21 protein-coding genes are annotated in these 17,807 nt (G+C 57.9%); 11 read left to right on the forward strand and 10 right to left on the reverse strand.

The window, feature by feature from the left end; genetic code table 11:
- The first annotated feature begins 53 nt into the window (after positions 1-53).
- Positions 54-986 (forward strand): AraC family transcriptional regulator, encoded by a 933-nt coding sequence (locus tag EGY12_RS18740; protein ID WP_039566114.1) that lies wholly within the window; start codon positions 54-56, stop codon positions 984-986.
- Positions 987-1,022: 36 nt separating this feature from the next.
- Here EGY12_RS18740 and EGY12_RS18745 read toward each other — a convergent pair whose 3' ends face one another.
- From EGY12_RS18745 to EGY12_RS18755, 3 genes are all read right to left on the reverse strand, one after another.
- Positions 1,023-1,964, reverse strand: a complete 942-nt coding sequence (locus EGY12_RS18745) for a sugar phosphate isomerase/epimerase (protein WP_060439936.1) — start codon at positions 1,962-1,964, stop codon at positions 1,023-1,025.
- Positions 1,965-1,974: 10 nt separating this feature from the next.
- Positions 1,975-3,150 (reverse strand): Gfo/Idh/MocA family protein, encoded by a 1,176-nt coding sequence (locus EGY12_RS18750; protein WP_038871617.1) that lies wholly within the window; start codon positions 3,148-3,150, stop codon positions 1,975-1,977.
- 67 nt (positions 3,151-3,217) lie between these two features.
- Positions 3,218-4,141, reverse strand: coding sequence for a substrate-binding domain-containing protein (locus tag EGY12_RS18755; RefSeq protein ID WP_048233962.1), 924 nt, complete (start codon positions 4,139-4,141; stop codon positions 3,218-3,220).
- A 317-nt stretch (positions 4,142-4,458) separates the two neighbouring features.
- Between EGY12_RS18755 and EGY12_RS18760 the strand changes: the two genes are divergently transcribed.
- Entirely contained in the window at positions 4,459-5,481 is a 1,023-nt protein-coding gene (locus EGY12_RS18760; RefSeq protein ID WP_123894952.1) for a LacI family DNA-binding transcriptional regulator, read from the forward strand.
- 34 nt (positions 5,482-5,515) lie between these two features.
- Here the strand turns inward: EGY12_RS18760 and EGY12_RS18765 are convergent, their stop codons facing one another.
- On the reverse strand, positions 5,516-6,178 hold the full coding sequence (locus EGY12_RS18765) for a hypothetical protein (protein WP_123894953.1): 663 nt from the start codon (positions 6,176-6,178) through the stop codon (positions 5,516-5,518).
- A 175-nt stretch (positions 6,179-6,353) separates the two neighbouring features.
- On the opposite strand from EGY12_RS18765, the gene EGY12_RS18770 reads away from it, so the two are divergent.
- Positions 6,354-6,734, forward strand: coding sequence for a DUF4440 domain-containing protein (locus tag EGY12_RS18770; protein WP_123894954.1), 381 nt, complete (start codon positions 6,354-6,356; stop codon positions 6,732-6,734).
- Between the two features lie 258 nt (positions 6,735-6,992).
- On the opposite strand, the gene EGY12_RS23565 is transcribed toward EGY12_RS18770, so the two are convergent.
- On the reverse strand, positions 6,993-7,220 hold the full coding sequence (locus tag EGY12_RS23565; RefSeq protein WP_123895633.1) for a GrpB family protein: 228 nt from the start codon (positions 7,218-7,220) through the stop codon (positions 6,993-6,995).
- A 370-nt stretch (positions 7,221-7,590) separates the two neighbouring features.
- Between EGY12_RS23565 and EGY12_RS18780 the strand changes: the two genes are divergently transcribed.
- Positions 7,591-7,968, forward strand: coding sequence for a VOC family protein (locus EGY12_RS18780; RefSeq protein ID WP_123894955.1), 378 nt, complete (start codon positions 7,591-7,593; stop codon positions 7,966-7,968).
- Between the two features lie 86 nt (positions 7,969-8,054).
- On the opposite strand, the gene EGY12_RS18785 is transcribed toward EGY12_RS18780, so the two are convergent.
- A complete protein-coding gene (locus EGY12_RS18785) occupies positions 8,055-8,513 on the reverse strand; it encodes a YbaK/EbsC family protein (protein ID WP_123894956.1) in 459 nt (152 codons plus the stop codon).
- Positions 8,514-8,681: 168 nt separating this feature from the next.
- On the opposite strand from EGY12_RS18785, the gene EGY12_RS18790 reads away from it, so the two are divergent.
- Both EGY12_RS18790 and EGY12_RS18795 read left to right on the forward strand, forming a co-directional pair.
- A complete protein-coding gene (locus EGY12_RS18790; protein ID WP_123894957.1) occupies positions 8,682-9,107 on the forward strand; it encodes a DUF2231 domain-containing protein in 426 nt (141 codons plus the stop codon).
- A 10-nt stretch (positions 9,108-9,117) separates the two neighbouring features.
- Complete coding sequence (locus EGY12_RS18795) at positions 9,118-10,419, forward strand: sorbosone dehydrogenase family protein (protein WP_123894958.1); 1,302 nt, start codon at positions 9,118-9,120, stop codon at positions 10,417-10,419.
- 40 nt (positions 10,420-10,459) lie between these two features.
- Here the strand turns inward: EGY12_RS18795 and EGY12_RS18800 are convergent, their stop codons facing one another.
- Entirely contained in the window at positions 10,460-11,068 is a 609-nt protein-coding gene (locus EGY12_RS18800; protein ID WP_123894959.1) for a class I SAM-dependent methyltransferase, read from the reverse strand.
- Between the two features lie 244 nt (positions 11,069-11,312).
- Between EGY12_RS18800 and EGY12_RS18805 the strand changes: the two genes are divergently transcribed.
- The 3 genes from EGY12_RS18805 to EGY12_RS23400 all read left to right on the forward strand — a co-directional run bounded on the left by EGY12_RS18805 (position 11,313) and on the right by EGY12_RS23400 (position 14,293).
- Entirely contained in the window at positions 11,313-11,699 is a 387-nt protein-coding gene (locus EGY12_RS18805) for a DUF2946 domain-containing protein (RefSeq protein WP_253722976.1), read from the forward strand.
- Positions 11,700-11,920: 221 nt separating this feature from the next.
- On the forward strand, positions 11,921-13,990 hold the full coding sequence (locus tag EGY12_RS18810) for a TonB-dependent copper receptor (RefSeq protein ID WP_371415370.1): 2,070 nt from the start codon (positions 11,921-11,923) through the stop codon (positions 13,988-13,990).
- 141 nt (positions 13,991-14,131) lie between these two features.
- Positions 14,132-14,293 (forward strand): hypothetical protein, encoded by a 162-nt coding sequence (locus EGY12_RS23400; protein WP_171403660.1) that lies wholly within the window; start codon positions 14,132-14,134, stop codon positions 14,291-14,293.
- A gap of 32 nt (positions 14,294-14,325) precedes the next feature.
- Here EGY12_RS23400 and EGY12_RS18815 read toward each other — a convergent pair whose 3' ends face one another.
- The gene (locus EGY12_RS18815; RefSeq protein ID WP_123894962.1) at positions 14,326-15,219 is read right to left on the reverse strand and encodes a LysR family transcriptional regulator; all 894 of its coding nucleotides are present in this window, start codon (positions 15,217-15,219) and stop codon (positions 14,326-14,328) included.
- A gap of 84 nt (positions 15,220-15,303) precedes the next feature.
- Between EGY12_RS18815 and EGY12_RS18820 the strand changes: the two genes are divergently transcribed.
- Positions 15,304-16,080, forward strand: a complete 777-nt coding sequence (locus EGY12_RS18820; RefSeq protein ID WP_123894963.1) for an NAD(P)H-dependent oxidoreductase — start codon at positions 15,304-15,306, stop codon at positions 16,078-16,080.
- Between the two features lie 37 nt (positions 16,081-16,117).
- Here the strand turns inward: EGY12_RS18820 and EGY12_RS18825 are convergent, their stop codons facing one another.
- Positions 16,118-16,672 (reverse strand): NAD(P)H-dependent oxidoreductase, encoded by a 555-nt coding sequence (locus EGY12_RS18825; protein ID WP_123894964.1) that lies wholly within the window; start codon positions 16,670-16,672, stop codon positions 16,118-16,120.
- 104 nt (positions 16,673-16,776) lie between these two features.
- Here EGY12_RS18825 and EGY12_RS18830 point away from each other — a divergent pair, with 104 nt between their 5' ends.
- Positions 16,777-17,136: a helix-turn-helix domain-containing protein gene (locus tag EGY12_RS18830; protein ID WP_123894965.1), complete on the forward strand. Its 360-nt coding sequence runs from the start codon at positions 16,777-16,779 to the stop codon at positions 17,134-17,136.
- 41 nt (positions 17,137-17,177) lie between these two features.
- On the opposite strand, the gene EGY12_RS18835 is transcribed toward EGY12_RS18830, so the two are convergent.
- Positions 17,178-17,798 (reverse strand): transcriptional regulator, encoded by a 621-nt coding sequence (locus EGY12_RS18835; RefSeq protein ID WP_016927684.1) that lies wholly within the window; start codon positions 17,796-17,798, stop codon positions 17,178-17,180.
- Positions 17,799-17,807 lie beyond the last annotated feature (9 nt).

The following is a 17,807-nucleotide window of genomic DNA, read 5'->3' on the forward strand; positions in this document are numbered from 1 at the left end:
GACGATCCATGCGCTAAAGTACTTGTTTGTTTATCAAGAGTACGGATTTCATCATGGACCCGCTGTCAGACGTGTTGTCGCTGCTGCAACCCCAAAACCAGTTTTACGCCGGTTTCGACGCCGCCGGGGACTGGTCGTTCGAGTTTCCCCCTCATGAAGGCATCAAATTCACGGCGGTGATGCGCGGCGCCTGCTGGGGCATGACCGACGATCTGGCGCAGCCGATCCATTTCCGCGAAGGGGACTGCTTTTTGCTGAACAGTCGGCGGCGCTTCAGGGTCGCGTCCGATCCGGCGTTGCCGCCGCAGGGAGGGGAGCAGATCATGGCCGAGGCGACGCGCGACGGCATCGCCGTGCATAACGGCGGTGGCGAGGTCTTTTTGATCAGCGGGCGTTTCGGTTTTTCCGGCCAGCATGCGGCGCTGCTGTTTGATGCGCTGCCGCCGATCATCAACATCCCCAAAGCCTCGAGCCAGGCGGGCGTTTTGCGCTGGACGCTCGAACAGTGGACGAACGAGTTGCGTCACCCGCAGCTCGGCGGTGCGCTGATGTCGACCCACCTGGCGCACTTGATGCTGGTGCAGGTGTTTCGCCAGTTCCTCGAAACGGCCCATGGGCTGCCGAAAGGTTGGTTTCTGGCGCTGACCGACCGCCAGATCAGCCTGGCGATCGCCGCCATGCACGCCGAGCCGGCGCGCAACTGGACGCTGGAAGAGCTGGCCCGCATCGCCGGCATTTCCCGCACCGTATTCGCTCAACGTTTCAAAGGGCTGGTTGGCAGCACCGCCATGGAATACCTCTCGCGTTGGCGTATGCTGCAGGCGGCAGATCGCCTGCGGGCCGGTAAAGAAAACGTCGCGTCGATCGCCTACTCGTTGGGATACGGCTCGGAAAGCGCGTTCAGCACCGCCTTCAAACGGGTGATGGCGCAGTCGCCGTCGCAGTATCGGCGGCAAATGCCGGCCGGGGCGAGTGAACCGGAGTGAAAGGGGGCGCAGCGGCCGTGACCGCCGCGCCTGGCTTTACTGGCTGATGCTCTGCTGCAGCGCCTGAACGGAGGAAACGATGCCGGCATCGACCGACATGGTCAGGTCTTCCATTTCCAGCGACACCCAGTCGTTGTAGCCCATCATGCGCACCACCGAGAAGAACGCCTTCCACCACTGCAGATCCCGGCCGCAGCCGACGGCGACATAGTTCCAGGCGCGGCGGGCCACGTCGTCGATCGGTTTGGTCTCCAGCAGTCCGTTAACCTCAACGACGCCGCGCTCAAGGCGCACGTCTTTGCCGTGCACATGGTGAATGGCGGGGCCGAGTGCGCGGGCCACCGCGATGGGATCCGCACCCATCCAGATCAGGTGGCTGGGATCGAGGTTCAGGCCCACCATCGGGCCAACGGCCTCGCGCAGCCGGAACAGCGTTTCCGGGTTCCACACCAGCATGGCGCTGAAGTTTTCCAGCGCAAAGCGCTCGACGCCGCACGCTTTGGCCCGAGCGACCAGCGCCTGCCAATAGGGGATTGCCACTTCATTCCATTGATAGTCCAGACAGTTTTTCACCGTCGGCGGCCAGCTGACGGTATAGGTGATCCAGTTGGGAATGGCGTCATGCGGGCTGGCCGGGGGCAGGCCGCTCATCATAACGATCTTTTTCACCCCCAGCAGCCCGGCCAGCTCCAGCGTATTGTCGGTTTGGCGCTGATGGCGTTGCCCCAGTTCGCCGGGATCGAGCGGATTGCCGGAGACGTTGAGCGCGGCGATCTCCATGCCGCGGCTGGCCAGCGCCTGCTGCAGCTGCCGGCGTTTGGCGGGGTTAGCCAGCAGATCGTCGGTATCCAGATGGGGCGCCGGAGACCAGCCGCCGGTGGTCATTTCCACGCCGCTCACCCCCAGCTCCAGCAGCCGATCCAGCATCTGCTCGAAGGGTAAATGACCCAGGCTGTCGGTACAGAATGAAAGTTTCATGGGGCTTTCCTTATTGGTAATTAACCCAGGTGGCGCCGTTGTCGGCGGAACGAACGCAGTTTTCAATCCAGCGCACGCCTTCCAATCCGGCGTCGATATCCGGATAGATCAGCGCGGCCAGCGTTTGCCGATCGCCGCGCTGGCTGGCGCTGATGGCGATGGCGAACTTGAGGTAAATATTGGCCCAGGATTCGGCCAGCCCTTCGGTATGCAGCGCGCCGAGCCGCTCTTCGGCCAGGGCGCTGTCGTCCAGATAGGGCATGCCGTGGTGCAGCGTTTGGTTGGGCCGCCCCTGGATCTCATAGCGCAATTCGCCGGGCGTGGAATCGCTCCATTGCAGACTGGCGCGAGAGCCCACCACGCGGATGCTTTGGCTGTCCATCGCGCCGGCGTTGATGGCAGAAGCCCACATGCGGCCGACGGCGCCGTTTTCGTAGTGCATCAGCACCATGGCGTTGTCTTCCAGCGGTGCGCGGGAAGGAATAAAGCTCTGGCGATCGCACAGCAGGGAGGCAATCTTCATATCGGGCATCACCAGCTGCGAGATGTAGAAAGTGTGAGTGGAGATGTCGCCCAGCACAAAAGAGGGGCCGGCGATTTTCGGATCGACGCGCCACTTTTGCGCCTCGAACGTGTCCGCGCTTTCGTTGGCATTGAAACCGTGGGTGTATTGCAATTCGACCATGCGTATTTCGCCGATGTCGCCGTTCGCGATCATGGCCCGCATCTGCATCAGCAGAGGATGGCCGGAGAAGCCGTAGGTTACGCCGACGATCAGGCCTTTCTCCGCTGCCAGCGCCTTGATTTCTCTCGCCTCCGCCGTGGTGAAGAACAGCGGCTTTTCACAGATGACATGCAGGCCGGCATTCAGCGCTGCGCGCGTGATTTCATAATGGGTGCCGTTGGGGGTGGCGATGGTCACCACCTCAACGCCATCTTCGCGGTTGGCTTCTTGCGCCAGCAGCTGTTGATAGTTGTCATAGCAGCGTTCGGCGGGCACGCCGAGATTGACGCCAAACTCACGTCCGCGCGCCGCGTCGATATCAAAAGCGCCGGCAACCAGCCGATAGGCGGTGTTGTCGCGCAGTGCGCCGGAACGGTGCTTGTAGCCCACCTGGCTGAGGCGGCCGCCGCCGATCATCGCCCAACGCAGCGGGCGAGGGATGCTTCTTTCACCATTTAACATGCTGACTCCTGATATTATGCTTTTGCACTCGGGTGCAAAATGGGTTGAAAAAGAGAGTGGCAACGGTTTATTTCTGGTTCATCTGTGCAAATTGCGGGTAGTTTTCTCGCGTCACGGTGGCATAAGGCACCCAGTTGTAAGGCTCCGTTTTGGCGTGATCCAACATAGCTCGGGTCACTTGCACCGCGCCGATCGCCTGGGCTTTGGCATCCTGGAAAATGGTCACCGCCAGGTCGCCGTTTTTGATAAATTGCAGGCCGTCTGGCGTGCCGTCGATGCCGGCAACCAGCACGCCACTCTTTTTGGCCTGCTTCAGCGCCATGATCGCGCCGATGGCCATCTCATCGTTGTTGGCGGCGATCGCATCGATCGGCGTGCCGTTCAGCAACCAGCCGGAAACCACGTCGACCGCTTCATTGCGCTGCCATTTGGCGGTCTGTTTCTCTACCACTTTCAGATCTTTGTGTTTGGCGATCACCGCTTCCACCGCGCGGGTGCGTTCGCGGGTTTCTTCGTTGGAGAGGGCGCCCATCAGGATCGCCACGTTGCCGCGGTAATTCATTTTTTTCGCCAGGGCCTCCATCTGCAGGCGGCCGCTGAGCGCCGAATCGGAGCCGACGTAGGCCGTCGCGCCGGTCAGCGGCACTTCGGGTTTGCGGTTGACGAAGATGAGGGGGATCGCGGCACGTTGGGCAGCCGCTATCATCGGCTGGACGCCTTGCGTATCAACCGGATTGAGGATAATGGCGTCCACGCCCTGATTAATCAGATCGTCTACCTGTTGCACCTGCAGGGCGACATCGCCTTTGGCATCAACGAACTGGCCCTGCAGCTGCTGAGCCGCCAGTTCACGTGCCATTTGGCTGCGCAGAATGGAGACGAAGTTGAGATCGAAGTTGGCCAGCGCCACGCCGACCTGGTAGCTCTTGGCCTGGGCGGTCATGACAAACAGCGAGCAGGCTAACATCAACAGCAGTCTGGTTTTTTTCATTACGGTATCCTGTTGAGAAGAGAGATGTTGTGTAAAAACAGCGTCATTGCAACCGGGTGCAAAGCAGGAGACAAAACGGCGATGAGTCTCTGAATGCCACCGTGAATGTCGGCCATGGATAAAATTTGGTCAACAGGGGAAAGGTGAAAACAGCGTGGACGATCACAAACTCTTCATCTTTTGCACCCGGTTGCACAACAAATTGCAATCGGGTGCAAAAACGGGACATAATTGCAGCAGACATGCCGGCGGGCGCTTAGGGGATCTGAGCGAGCAGGGTATAGTTTGATTTCACCAAAGCAGGGATCGACGCAACCATGATAAAACACCACAAAGCCACTGCCAGCGATGTCGCCGAAAAGGCCGGCGTCTCTAAATGGACGGTATCGCGCGCCTTTACGCCCGGCGCGTCGATCTCGGACAGCGCGCGTGAAAGCGTACTGGCGGCGGCAGCCGAGCTGGGCTATCGGCCAAACCTGCTGGCGCGCAGCCTGTCGCAAAAACGCACGCACATCATCGGCGTGGCCATCGACGAAATGAAGAACCCGCATTCGATGATGATGCTTGATATGGTCACCAAACAGCTGCAAACCCGCGGCTATATGGCGCTGCTGCTGAACATAACCGCAGGGGAAAACTACCGGGCGGTGATGGCGATGGCCGATCAGCTGCAGGTCGATGGCATTTTGTTCCTGGCGACGGTGTTAACCCAAGAATGGGCGGCGATCGCGCAAGATCTGCATCAGATCCCGCTGGTGCAGGTGTGTCGCAATACGGAAAGCGAACACATTGATGTGGTCAATATCGACGGCTACCGCGCCGGCGAAGAGATCGCTGGGTTGCTGATAGAACAAGGGCATCGGCGCTTTGGCTACATGAAGGGGCCAGACACGCAAAGCAGCCATTTGCTACGTATGGAAGGCTACCGCGACAAATTGATGGCCGCCGGATTTCAGTTGGATCGGGTGCTCACCGCCGGCCACTACGATCGCCAACGCGGTTTCCAGCTGATGAGCGAATACCTGCAGGCAACGCCGGAAAGCGAGCGGGTTGAGGCGCTGTTCTGTGAGAACGACGTGTTGGCGCTGGGGGCGCTCGAAGCGCTCAGGCAAACGGCGCCGTCGTCTGCGATGGCCGTGGTCGGTTTCGACGATATCGACGAAGCCGGCTCAGCCAATTGGGCGCTGACCAGCTACAGCCAACGCATCGACCGTTTAGTCGAGGAGGCCTTGAATCGTCTGATCGACAATCGCGCCACGGCAGACGGCGCCTGGCGGCATGGGGAATTGCGAGTTCGGCGATCGCATATAAAGCAAGACGGAATTCTGATCGCTGATTGAGTTCATGACGGATAATATTTCCGCCATGCTAAAATTATGGCGTTTCATCTGGCACAGAAATAAGCCAGGGAGTAGCAGAGCCATTTTTTATGGCTTCCATATAATTTGAAGCCATAATCTGGTTTTTTTCAGATATTTCACAAAACATTACCAGTTGCCCGAATAGTTCGGTGTCATCATTGATTTCACCGGGAATTGCCTCCGGAACGAGTGTAATGGCACGTTTAGACAACGTTCTTACAGTGAATTTTTTGCCAACTTCAGGTTGGCTATCAAACGCATTAACGCCTATCTCAAGTGAATTCAGATAGGGTGAATAGATGGCATACCATGATTTTTTATAGCAAAAAACGCCGCTTTTGAATGCTGGCATTTCTTTGAAATCAATTGAGTTTTCCGTTTTTATCCGCTTTATGGCTGTTAATGTATGTTTTTTCGTTGAGTACACCTCCTTGAGGGCAATGGCAACGCATAACGAAATAAAGCCTGCTGCAAGAAAAGAGAATATGGCAATCAGGATGCCAGCAACAGAAAGGTTAGAATTGAGCAAGAATATTATCGTAATAGCGATAACTAGAGAGGAGACTATATTTATCAACCCATCTTTTTTTGTGATGTCCTTCCTGAATTTTACGATGAAATAAATTACCGCAAAAAAGGCTAAACTATAAAAAAAGAGTAATGACCGATCGGGCATGATTCCATTCGCCAAAAAAGTTGATATTGCGTTTAATTTATAGTAATAGGTCAAAATAAGCAATATCAGGTTGGATTATCAACCGTTACGATAGGAATCACATCAGCTTAAATCTGAACCTGTGTGAGTTTCTTGTCTCCAGATTTCACGTAGCGCGATCAAAAAGGAGGGCATTTTGACCCATTTTGCAGAGTGGCTTCGCCAAATCCAGGCGCTTGAGGTTGAACTGCACCAACCAACGACGCGCTGCGATCCGAAGCGTGTCGCGGCATTGCTGCATGAAGACTTTGAAGAGATCGGTCGCTCAGGTCTGCGTTATGACAAACGCCAAACCATTGCGGCACTGGCGATTGAAACGGGTTATCCGCAGATTTTCGCGCAAGGTTTTAAGCTGGTGCAAATCAGTGCAGGCACCGTGTTGCTAACGTATAAAAGTTTTCAGCGTGACGCGCAGGGCCACGCCGTTCGTTGCACGGAGCGTTCGTCGATTTGGCTCCTGACAGAAAAAGAAGGTTGGCAGATACGGTTTCATCAAGGTACGCCGACTGATGAGTGATTGTATTTAAAAGCAACCGAGTGACAGTAAGCCTGGCGGGAAAACGGGATGTCAGAGGGATAACATTGAAGGTGAGGTGAGAGATAATGTGCAGGGCTAGTCCCGGTGCGTATCCAATAATTAAATTTAACATAATATACATTATGCGCACCAAGGTGGCAATATGTGGATTCTGCCGTCCAGGCCTGATTCATGGGTTTCCTCCTGCGGCCAGCCATGCCAGCGCCAGCTGCTGATGCCGCTGAAGAAATTCGTTTTTTAGCCGGCCATAAGCCGCCGGGTTTTGCCGGTTGTCTTCTGCTGCTTGGCATTGCATTGGGTTGCCGCGTATTGCTGAGCAACACCATGATGCTTACGCAGATAATCTCTGAACACCCAATGTCTGATCGCCTGTTCGCTTCCTGCCGTAAATGAATGCGTGCGCTTGCCGTTTCCCTTGCTGTAGTAACGACTGCCGGCAATGTCGTTTCGCCATGCGACGTATATCTCATGTCATGCATTCTGTCATTCAAACCATCCAACGCTGTCAGACTTTCACTCCAGCAAGCTATCAATAAGCTTTGACCGTGATGATGCGTACTGCCATTTTGCTCTCCAGTAATGATGACCGGACATGATTTTCAATGGCGCATACCTCCGCTTTTGACCGGAAATCCCCTGCCTTTTTGATCGCGCTACGTGAAATCTGATAAAACGTGGCTGCTACGATACTGCAGATTTCTCCCAAACGCGTCACTTAAACGGGACTATTTGTATGCTAAATGCGCATTGGCGTGCATTTGCATCGCTTTCGGTGCCCACCACGGCGTTGGCTATACTGAATGGGAGCATTCTTCCACGCTCCAGGAGCCTCTCCATGTTTGACCATGTGAAATTTGGCGTCAGCGACTTTGCCCTTAGCAAAGCGTTTTTCCTCAATGCGCTGGCGCCGCTGGGCGTAAAGATCGTTGCCGAAGGCGCGCCCGGCTATGGCGTCGAACTTTGCCCCGAACGAGGTAACGTATCATTGTGCCTATTTCAAACCGATAAAAAGCCGGCACACCTGCACCTGGCATTTGCCGCAAGCAGCCGTGAACAGGTCGATGCGTTCTACCACGCCGCGCTAAACGCCGGCGGCAAAGACAATGGCGCGCCCGGTTTGCGGCCCAATTACCATGCCCACTACTATGCGGCATTTGTTATCGCCCCGGATGGCCACAATATCGAAGCGGTTTGCCATACCCCGATGCACTAGTGACTTTTTCAGTTAAAAAAGCATATTAATCAATGTTTAAATACATTGTATTTAACATAACATAATCATGACATCGTCACGTAACGTTACCCTGTCACGTCAATCCACTCTGCTCCGGTGATACTGGCCAGCAGCTGTGGTGCAATTCTCACGCCTGAGTTATCGCTGCCACCTGCCGGAAGCACTTCACCGTAGCTGCACAGGCTGCGATCGCAGTAAATTCTCACCGCTGCTGGTGCGGCAAAGGGACAAACGCCGCCGGGCGGATAGCCGGTCAGCGCCTCCACCTCCTCTGCCGGCAGCATGCGCGCCTTTACGCCGAAGAATTGTTTGTACTTCTTGTTGTCGATTCTGGCGGTTCCCGCCATTACCAACAGCACCACGCCGTCGTTCACGCGAAACGACAGCGTCTTGGCGATCTGCCCGCTCTCCACGCCAAAGGCTTCCGCCGCCAGCGCCACCGTAGCGCTATTCTTTGTCAGCACCGTCACCGTCGTTTCTGGTGCGTGCTCGGCCAGAAATTGCTGAACGCGCTCGATACTCATGCCCTTCCTCCTGATGTTGCTAAGCCATTGATAATGCCGCAGTGAAGGTTTCGGTTTTAACATCGCATGCTAAAAATGAGAATCAAAATTGTTCAAATCGGTGAATCTGAACAAAGCTTTAAGGGGACAACGCCCTTTTTACCTATCATTTTTCATGGAGATACCTGCATGACCACGCAAACGACAGCAAGGCCCTCAGCGGTCGCGGTGGCCGTCTATGAATGGCTTAATCCGATACCCTACGGATTTTTCACTGCGGCGCTGATTTTCGACATCATCTATGCTTGCACGGCGAACATTCAGTGGCTCAATGGCGCCAGCTGGCTGATCGCCATTGGCCTGGTTTTTGCCATTATTCCCCGGCTGATTAACCTGGTTCAGGTGTGGTTCGGCAGCGGCCGGCTGCAGGGTTCACCGGTCAAACTCCATTTCTGGCTGAATCTGATCGCCATCGTTCTCGCCATTATCAACGCTTTCGTGCATAGCCGGGATGCGTATGCCGTGGTGCCGCAAGGCCTGGTGCTGTCTGCGATCGTGGTCGCGCTGCTGAGCCTCGCCAACATTCTGCTGGCCGTGGCCGCCCGCGCAAAATAAGGAGGTTTTCATGAAGCTATCATCCATCACGATTGCGCTTGCTGCCGTGCTGGCGCTGGCCGGCTGCGATAACAGCGCCGTCATTTCGCCAGAACAACAAATGGGGCCGGATCCGACGTTGCCGGCGGCGCAAGACTTCCTGATGCCGCCGATGCAGGTGCCAAAGGGCGTCGGCTGGCAGCAAAACCAGATGCCGAAAGTGGCGGAGGGTTTGAAGATCGACAAGGTGGCGGACGGTTTGTTGCATCCGCGCCAGCTGCTTACTCTGCCCAACGGCGATGTCTTGGTGGTGGAAGCCAACGGGCCGGGCACTGAGGCGGTGAGCACGCCCAAGCAGCTGATCGCCGGGCTGGTGAAAGGCCAGTCAGGTAAAGGGGGCAAAGGCGGTAACCGCATCACCCTGCTGCGCCCAACCGCCGACGGCAGCTGGGAAAAGCATGTTTTCCTCGAGGGGCTCGATTCCCCATTCGGCGTCCAGCTGATTGGCAACATCCTGTACGTGGCCAACACCGGCAGCATCATGCAGTACGCCTATCAGCCGGGCGAAACGCGCATCAGCGATCCGGGTAAAGAGCTGGCCGACCTGCCGGACACCATCAACCACCACTGGACCAAGGCCCTGCTGGCCAGCCCGGACGGTAAAAAGCTGTATGTCGGCGTCGGTTCCAACAGCAACATCACCGAAAACGGCCTGGCCGTCGAGTACCGGCGTGCCGCCGTGCTGGAAGTGGATACCGCCTCTGGTGCCAGCCGTGTCTTCGCCAGCGGCTTGCGCAATCCGACCGGGCTGCAGTGGGAGCCGCACAGCGGCAAGCTGTGGGCCATCGTCAACGAGCGCGACGAGATCGGCGCCGATCTGGTGCCGGATTACCTGACCTCGGTGCAGGATGGCGGCTTTTATGGCTGGCCTTACAGCTATTTCGGCCAGCACGTCGATCGGCGGGTGCAGCCGCCGCGGCCGGATCGGGTGGCGAAAGCCATCAAGCCGGACTACGCCCTCAGTTCGCACGTTGCGCCCCTGGGGTTGCTGTTCTATACGGCAAACGCGTTGCCGGCCGAGTATCGCGGCGGCGCCTTTGTCAGTGAGCACGGCAGCTGGGATCGCTCGCCGCTGAACGGCTACCGGGTCAGCTACGTGGCGTTCGAGCAAGGCAAGCCGGTCGGCAAACTCAAAGCGGTGGTCACCGGCTTTGTCTCCGACGACGAGAAGGAACTCTATGGCGCACCGGTAGGATTGGCGGTCGACAAGACTGGCGCCCTGCTGATTGCAGATGACGTGGGCAACACAGTTTGGCGCGTCAGCGCTAAATAACGTTAACGGGCAGGTTCTGATGGACTTGCCCGTGACATTGTCACTCAACACCCTGCGCTAACCAGACCGTTCTTCCCCCGCAGGCGGGATCTTCCACTACATGGTCGACCACGCGGAAGCCGTTCTCCTGCAACAAGCGTGTGTACTCCTCCGGTGCCAGGCTGGCGTGAAACAGCGGCCGGCCTTCGAAGTTGCCGATCGCCACGCTGTCTGCAGGGCCGCTGGTGAACATCAATGCGGCATGCGGCCTGGCATGCCGTCTGAACAGCGGAAACATGCGGCGCTGATCGTCGCGCGCCAGATGAAAGAAACTGTCCCAGGCCAGCAGTCCGTCGAACTTCACCGGCAAATCCAGCTGGCGCATATCCATTTGTCGCCATTCCTGCTGCGGGAAACGCTGCCGGCAACGCGCGATCATCGCCTGCGAACCGTCGATGCCGGTTACCCGATATCCCTTTTCGATAAAATAGGCGGCGATCGGTGCGCCATTGCCGCAGCCGAGATCGAGCAGCTGCGCATTGGCCGGGGCGAGCTGCAAAAAACGATCGAGCCACGGTCGTTCAAACAGCGTGGTGGGTCTGAGGCGTTCCCAGGCGGCGGCATGTTCGTCATAAAGCAGGATAATGGTGCTCGCCAGTTTTTCCGTCATTAATATTGTCCCCGTCGCGTTATTGGCGCAAAAAAATAGCCATTGGTCAGAATTAAAGCGCTTATCCGATAATATATTCATCAACAGACCGTTGACCAGAAATAAAAGGTTTTAACATTTCGACATAACCCAGTACAATTCCCTACCCTGTGTTAACCCTTTTTTCAGGTTGATTGTGTCGTTAATTCAGTGTTCTACATCGCGAAATCGGGCCGCTGCCTGGTTAGGGATGTTTGCCATTCTGATGTTGTTCATTGCGCCGGTGGTCTCGCGATCCCTGGAGCATGTACGCGCCGGAAGTGCTGGAACGACCATCATGGCGGATTGCGGCATGGAAATGCCGATGCATCATGGGATGCACTCGCCGCCGCCTGCGCCAGAAAAAGCCTCACAGCCGCTGATGCAGCACGGTGGCGGCCACCACAACATGGCGATGATGATGGACGACAGCGCCTGCGGCTACTGCGTGCTGTTGCTGCACGCACCGCTGCTGGACGTGAGCCATGCCCCGCTGTTCTGGTCCCACTCGCTGGCTTCCCGCCCGCCGCCGATTCACTATCTCGTTCCTCTGTTTGCCCACGTCGTTCACACCGAATTACAGCCGCGCGCGCCCCCCATTTCTTTCCTCTGATTTAACAATAAGCCATTGCCGTTCTCTGTATTGCCGTTGATCGCTTCAACCCGGCGGAATTAATTCGCCCAACGGTTAATCATCGAGACGACATTATTAATCCGGTTATTTCCACGTTGATGGAATTAACCCCCGTATTTTCCGATGGTGATTTTCGCCAGGCCGCCCCACGCCTGAATAATCCCTCGGCCAAGAACGGAAAAAAGTTAGCTTAAGGAAAGATGATGTTTAAACCCACTTATAAAAAGAACGCCGTCACCCGCGCCATTACCACCGCCATGCCGCTGTTCCTGCTGGCCGGCCACGCGGCTCAGGCGCATCAGCACCCTATCGACGCACAGGTTAATGATGGCGACGTGATCACCGTCACCGCACCGCTCTATTCCCCGCTGACTATCGTCACCTCACCCAAAACCCCGCGCCAGCCGGTACCGGCCAGCGACGGTTCGGACTACCTGAAAACCATCCCCGGCTTTTCGCAGATCCGCAACGGCGGCACCAACGGCGATCCGGTATTCCGCGGCATGTTCGGTTCGCGGTTGAAGATCCTCACCGACGGTTCGGAAATGCTGGGCGCCTGCCCATCGCGGATGGACGCGCCGACCTCTTACATCTCGCCGGAAAGCTTCGATCTGTTGACCATCACCAAGGGACCGCAGACGGTGCTGTGGGGGCCGGGATCGTCGGCGGGCACGGTGCGTTTCGAGCGTGAACGCCCGCGCTTCGACAAGCCTGGCATCAAGGGCAACGCCAGCGTGCTGACCGGCTCCAACGGCCGCTGGGACGAGAACATCGACGCCAGCCTCGGCGCTGAACAAGGCTACCTGCGGGTGATGGCCAACAAATCCCGATCCAACGACTATCAGGACGGAACCAATACGCGCGTGCCATCGCGCTGGGACAAGTGGAACGGCGATCTGGCGCTCGGCTGGACGCCGGACAACGACACGCTGCTGGAAGTGACCATGGGCCGCGGCAACGGCGAAGCGCGCTATGCCGGCCGCAGCATGGACGGTTCGCAGTTCAAGCGCGAAAGCCTGGGCATGCGGGTGGAAAAATCCAATATCGGCGATGTGCTGGATAAGCTGGAAGCACAGGTCTACTACAACTACGCCAACCACGTGATGGACAACGTCACCCTGCGCTCACCGGGCAGCGGCGGCATGAGTGGACACGGTGGCCATGGCGGTATGAGCATGGGCGGTCACGGCGGGCACATGATGTCTTCCGGCATGACGATGCAACTCGATCGCCGCACCGTCGGCGGCCGCGTGATGGGCACTTGGCAGTGGCAGGACGTGAAGCTTGAAAGCGGCCTGGACACCCAAACCAACACCCACCGCAGCATGAGCCGCGGCAGCTGGGAAAAAGACGCTCAGTTCAACAGCTATGGCGCCTTCAGTGAACTGACCTGGTCCACCAGCGATCAGGATAAACTGATCGCTGGCGCACGTCTTGACCGCACTCTGGTGGAGAATTTCCGCAGCGGCAGCGACGGGGAGCGTTCAGACACTCTGCCAAGCGGCTTTATGCGTCTTGAGCATACGCTGGCCGACCTGCCGCTGATGCTGTATGCCGGCGTCGGTTATACCGAGCGCTTCCCGGATTATTGGGAGCTGTTCTCGCCGAAGCTTGGCCCGAACGGCAGCAAGGATCCGTTCTCCAGCGTCAAGAGCGAAAAAACCACGCAGCTCGACATCGGCGCACAGTACAACGGCAAACGCTTAAACGGCTGGATCTCCGCTTACGTGGGCCGCGTCGATGATTTCATCCTGTTCAAATACGATCCGCACAACGCGCGTCTCAGCCAGGCCGATAACGTCAACGCCAACATCATGGGCGGCGAAATGGGCATGGGTTACCAGCTGAGCGAACACTGGAAAACCGATGCCAGCCTGGCCTACTCCTGGGGAAAAAACACCAGCGACGGCCGGCCGTTGCCGCAGATCCCGCCGCTGGAAGCGCGTCTGGGGCTGACCTATGAGTACGGCGACTGGAGCGGCACCGGCCTGTGGCGTTTGGTCAGCAGCCAAAGCCGCGTGGCTATCAACGAAGGCAACGTGGTGGGTAAAGACTTTGCCGAAAGCGCCGGCTTCGGCGTGCTCTCCGCCAACGCCGCCTACAAGGTGAATAAAAACGTCAAGCTGAGCGCCGGTCTGGATAACATCCTGAACAAGACCTACAGCGAGCACCTCAACCTGGCGGGCAACAGCGCCTTCGGGTACTCGGCCAACAGCGCGGTGAATGAACCGGGCCGCACCCTGTGGGCCAAGGTTAACGTCACCTTCTAAACCGTTCACCGGGCGATGGGCAACCGTCGCCCGGTCAGGCGATATACGATCCGGTTCTTAGGATATGAGTTTTAAGTTTTTCCCATTCGATTAGGCGGCGATTACTATCATCTTCAGGTTAATCATTGCCCCGGAGGGGATATGCAAAAGCTCACTCGTTTTCTGGCCCTGCTCGGCGAGCTGATGATTGAAAAAGCCGAAGACACCGCACCGCAGGCTGCTCAGCCTGACGATCGCGACGATGCGTTGCCACCGCGCCTCGAACGTGGAGTTCCGCTGGCCGATCGCTTCCTGTTCATGTAATTCTCCCATTCTGTTTTATCCGACACGCTCGCTCACACTGAACGCACGATATGTTCGCGCAGCCACCGGTGAGCGGGATCCCGGTGCGATCGTTCGTGCCACAGCATGGTCATTTCAAAGCCCGGCACCGCCAGCGGCGGCTCGAGCTGTTGCAATAAAGGCTGGTTGCGCACCAGCCGCTCCGGCAGCATCGCCACCAAATCGGACTGCGTCAGCACCGAGATAACGAACAGAAAATGCGGCACGGAAAGCACCACGCGCCGCGTCAGCCCCACGTCTGCCAACGCCCTGTCGGTCATGCCATAGAACCCGCCACCGTCCGGCGAGACCATCACCTGCTCCAATTGGCAAAATTGCGCCGGCGTCAGCCTGGCATGCAGTTTGGGATGGCCGATTCTGCCCACCAGTACATAGCGTTCGCTAAACAGCGTGCGCTGCCGCAGGCCGGGTGGCGCACCTTCCCGGGTATGAAACGCCAGGTCAATCTCTCCTTGCTCCGCCAGTTTGGCGAGGCGCGCCGGTGCGATTTCAAGCACCGCCAGTCGGGTGCCGGGCGCCGCCGCGCGCAAACCGTTCAGCGCCGGCAGCACGATGGTGGATTCGCCGTAGTCGAAGGCGGCCACGCGCCAGGTATCGGTCGCCACGGCGGGATCGAACGGCGTGGCCGGCGTCACCGCCAACTCGAGCGCCGCCAGCGCCTGGCGCAGCGGTTCACGCAGCTGTTCCGCTCTGGCGGTCGGGTGCATGCCGCGCGGGCCGGGCAACAGCAGCGGATCGTCAAAGATCGTCCGCAGTTTGGCGAGATGCACGCTGACCGCCGGCTGTGAGAAATTGAGCCGCTGTGCCGCGCGCGTGACGTTGTGCTCTGCCAGCAGCACGTCGAGCGTCACCAGCAGGTTGAGATCCAGCCGCCTTAAATTATTCATAGTTATACCTGGGATAGCGGTAATTCATTTCTAATATACCGACTAACGCCCTAACCTGCAGCTCTCACACCAAGGAGATCTGTTATGAATGTGCTGATTGTTTACGCCCACCCGGAGCCGCTGTCGCTGACCGGCTCACTGAAAAATTTCGCCGTTGAGCGCCTGACGCAGGCCGGTCATCAGGTACAGGTGTCCGACCTGTACGCCATGCAGTGGAAAGCAACGCTCGACGCCGACGACAGCGTGGAAGGCCCGGCAACAGCCCGTTTCGATCCCTCGCAGGATTCGAAGCGCGCGTTCGCCAACGGCATGCAGAGCGCCGATATCGAACGGGAGCAGCAAAAGCTGCGCTGGGCAGATGCGGTGCTGCTGCAGTTTCCGCTGTGGTGGTTCTCGATGCCGGCGATCCTCAAAGGCTGGGTGGAGCGTGTGTATGCCTGCGGCTTTGGTTACGGCGTGGGTGAACATTCCGATACCCATTGGGGCGACCGCTACGGCGAGGGTACGCTGGCGGGCAAACGGGCGATGCTGATCGTCACCGCCGGCGGCTGGGAATCTCATTACGTCCCGCGCGGCATCAACGGGCCGATCGACGATATCCTCTTCCCGATCCAGCACGGCATGCTGCACTACCCAGGCTTCGAGGTGCTGCCGCCGTTTGTCACCTACCGCGCCGGTAAAACCGATGAGGCACGCTTTGCCGCCCTGTGCGAGCAGCTCGGGCAGCGGCTGGATAATCTGTGGGACGCCGAGCCGATCCGCTTCCGGCGGCAGAACGCCGGTGACTATCTGATCCCGCAGCTGACGCTGAAAGCGCATCTCGCGCCGGGGCAAGACGGTTTCGGCGTTCACATCGAGTAGCCGGATACGCACCCCCTTGCGCATCCGGGGCATATCGTTAATTCAGGGCGGCGAGGAATGCCTGGTAGCCTTGCGCGCTGCGATCCAATTCGTGGGATTGCAGCGGCTCCACCGCCCCGTCCGAAGCGGCCTCCTTGCCGTAAAAGGCGAAGAACGAGGCATAGTCGGCCCGCACGTAACCGGCGGTTATTTCAAACGGCCGGAAGATTTCCTCCAGCGAGTAACGATAGCGCCCGTCGTGCGCATAATCCTCTGCGCGCACCCCCGCCGTGACCGCCAGCGCCAGCTTCTTGTTTTGCATCTTGTAGCCGCTGCGGGAACCGTAGGCCCAGCCGTAGGTGAGCACGTCGTCCAGCCATTTTTTCAGCAGCGGCGGGCTGCTGAACCAAAAAATCGGGAACTGCAGCACGATGTTGTCATGGGCTTCAATCAGCCGCTGCTCTTGAGCGACGTCGATCTGCCAGTCCGGATAGGCCTGATGCAATTCGTGCACGGTATACCGCTCAGGATAGCGCCGCAGTTCCTCCAGCCAGCGTTTATTGACCACTGAGTTCGCCATGTCGGGATGGGTCACCACCACCAAGGTTTTCATATCGATTTCTCCAGTCAGGTGTCTACCGGCGCATCATAGGTTATGCTGAAACAATGTAAAATACGCACACTCGCGACACATACTTACCCTGGAGAAAGTACCAAATGACCGCCGAATCCCACTGCAGCCCAACGGGCATCAGCCTCGAAGACACCGGCTATGGCTATACGCTGTCGGTTCTCAACGGCAAATATAAAATGATTATTCTCTACTGGCTGGCGCTGTATAAGCCGGTATTACGGTTCAACGAGCTGCAGCGCTGTATCGGCACCATTTCGTACAAAACGCTGAGTTCGACGCTCAAAGAGCTGGAAAAAGATCGCCTGGTGGTGAGAAAGGAGTATCCGCAGATCCCACCCAAGGTGGAGTACAGCCTGTCCGAGCGCGGGCGTTCGCTGATCCCGGTAATCGACATGATGTGTGACTGGGGGGAGCAGCACCGGCCGGAACAGCCGGTGCCGTGAGGGGGTTATGGGCGGCCAACGCCCCGCTTTTCTCGCCGCGTTTACTCCTGCTTCAGCTCCCGCAGATGTTTGTACACCGTGGCGCGCCCCATCGACAGTACGTTGGCGATGTAATCCGCCGCGCTTTTGGCCTTGAATGCCCCCTGATGATAGAGGTCGCTGACCAGCCGCCGTTTCTGTTCACGGCTTAGCGCTCCGAGCGCGGCGTTTTCGCGCCGCAGCCAATCGTGCAGGAAGGTGTTGATCTTCTCCTGCCAGTCATCTTTGAACAGCTCTTGCGGCTGTGGCTGTAGCCGGGTGACCGACAGAAACATGTCCAGCGCGTTGCGGGCGTCCTCGAACATCGCGGTGCTCAGGTTGATGCACAGTAAATAGCTGGGCTTGCCCTGCTCGTCGCGGGCGGCGATGCTCACCGAGCGCATCTTTTTGCCGTCCCAGTTCAGCTTCTCATAGGGGCCGGTCACACCGGCGCCGCCATCGAGCTCGAAGTCCTCCAGCCCGGCGTCGTCGCCCGGTTTGCGCTTCGACAGGTTGTTCGCCAGATAGGCAATCTTGTTGGTGGCCAGATCGTGGATCACCACTTCTGCATTCGGGAAAAACAGCGCCGCGATGCCGTCGGCGACCGAGCGCAAAAGTTCGAGTTGAGAAGAAGAGTTCGGCACGCTGGGGTG

This window comes from Serratia sp. FDAARGOS_506 (assembly GCF_003812745.1).
Lineage (GTDB): Bacteria > Pseudomonadota > Gammaproteobacteria > Enterobacterales > Enterobacteriaceae > Serratia.

Coding starts and splice junctions, on each gene's coding strand:
- EGY12_RS18785 (WP_123894956.1), bottom strand. CDS start 8,513: ATGAGTATCGAGCGCGTTCAGCAATTTCTGGCCGAGCACGCACCAGAA.
- EGY12_RS18800 (WP_123894959.1), bottom strand. CDS start 11,068: ATGACGGAAAAACTGGCGAGCACCATTATCCTGCTTTATGACGAACAT.
- EGY12_RS18820 (WP_123894963.1), top strand. CDS start 15,304: ATGAATGTGCTGATTGTTTACGCCCACCCGGAGCCGCTGTCGCTGACC.
- EGY12_RS18815 (WP_123894962.1), bottom strand. CDS start 15,219: ATGAATAATTTAAGGCGGCTGGATCTCAACCTGCTGGTGACGCTCGAC.
- EGY12_RS23400 (WP_171403660.1), top strand. CDS start 14,132: ATGCAAAAGCTCACTCGTTTTCTGGCCCTGCTCGGCGAGCTGATGATT.
- EGY12_RS18825 (WP_123894964.1), bottom strand. CDS start 16,672: ATGAAAACCTTGGTGGTGGTGACCCATCCCGACATGGCGAACTCAGTG.
- EGY12_RS18740 (WP_039566114.1), top strand. CDS start 54: ATGGACCCGCTGTCAGACGTGTTGTCGCTGCTGCAACCCCAAAACCAG.
- EGY12_RS18805 (WP_253722976.1), top strand. CDS start 11,313: ATGTTGTTCATTGCGCCGGTGGTCTCGCGATCCCTGGAGCATGTACGC.
- EGY12_RS18755 (WP_048233962.1), bottom strand. CDS start 4,141: ATGAAAAAAACCAGACTGCTGTTGATGTTAGCCTGCTCGCTGTTTGTC.
- EGY12_RS18790 (WP_123894957.1), top strand. CDS start 8,682: ATGACCACGCAAACGACAGCAAGGCCCTCAGCGGTCGCGGTGGCCGTC.
- EGY12_RS18795 (WP_123894958.1), top strand. CDS start 9,118: ATGAAGCTATCATCCATCACGATTGCGCTTGCTGCCGTGCTGGCGCTG.
- EGY12_RS18765 (WP_123894953.1), bottom strand. CDS start 6,178: ATGCCCGATCGGTCATTACTCTTTTTTTATAGTTTAGCCTTTTTTGCG.
- EGY12_RS18760 (WP_123894952.1), top strand. CDS start 4,459: ATGATAAAACACCACAAAGCCACTGCCAGCGATGTCGCCGAAAAGGCC.
- EGY12_RS18745 (WP_060439936.1), bottom strand. CDS start 1,964: ATGAAACTTTCATTCTGTACCGACAGCCTGGGTCATTTACCCTTCGAG.
- EGY12_RS18830 (WP_123894965.1), top strand. CDS start 16,777: ATGACCGCCGAATCCCACTGCAGCCCAACGGGCATCAGCCTCGAAGAC.
- EGY12_RS18780 (WP_123894955.1), top strand. CDS start 7,591: ATGTTTGACCATGTGAAATTTGGCGTCAGCGACTTTGCCCTTAGCAAA.
- EGY12_RS18750 (WP_038871617.1), bottom strand. CDS start 3,150: ATGTTAAATGGTGAAAGAAGCATCCCTCGCCCGCTGCGTTGGGCGATG.
- EGY12_RS18810 (WP_371415370.1), top strand. CDS start 11,921: ATGATGTTTAAACCCACTTATAAAAAGAACGCCGTCACCCGCGCCATT.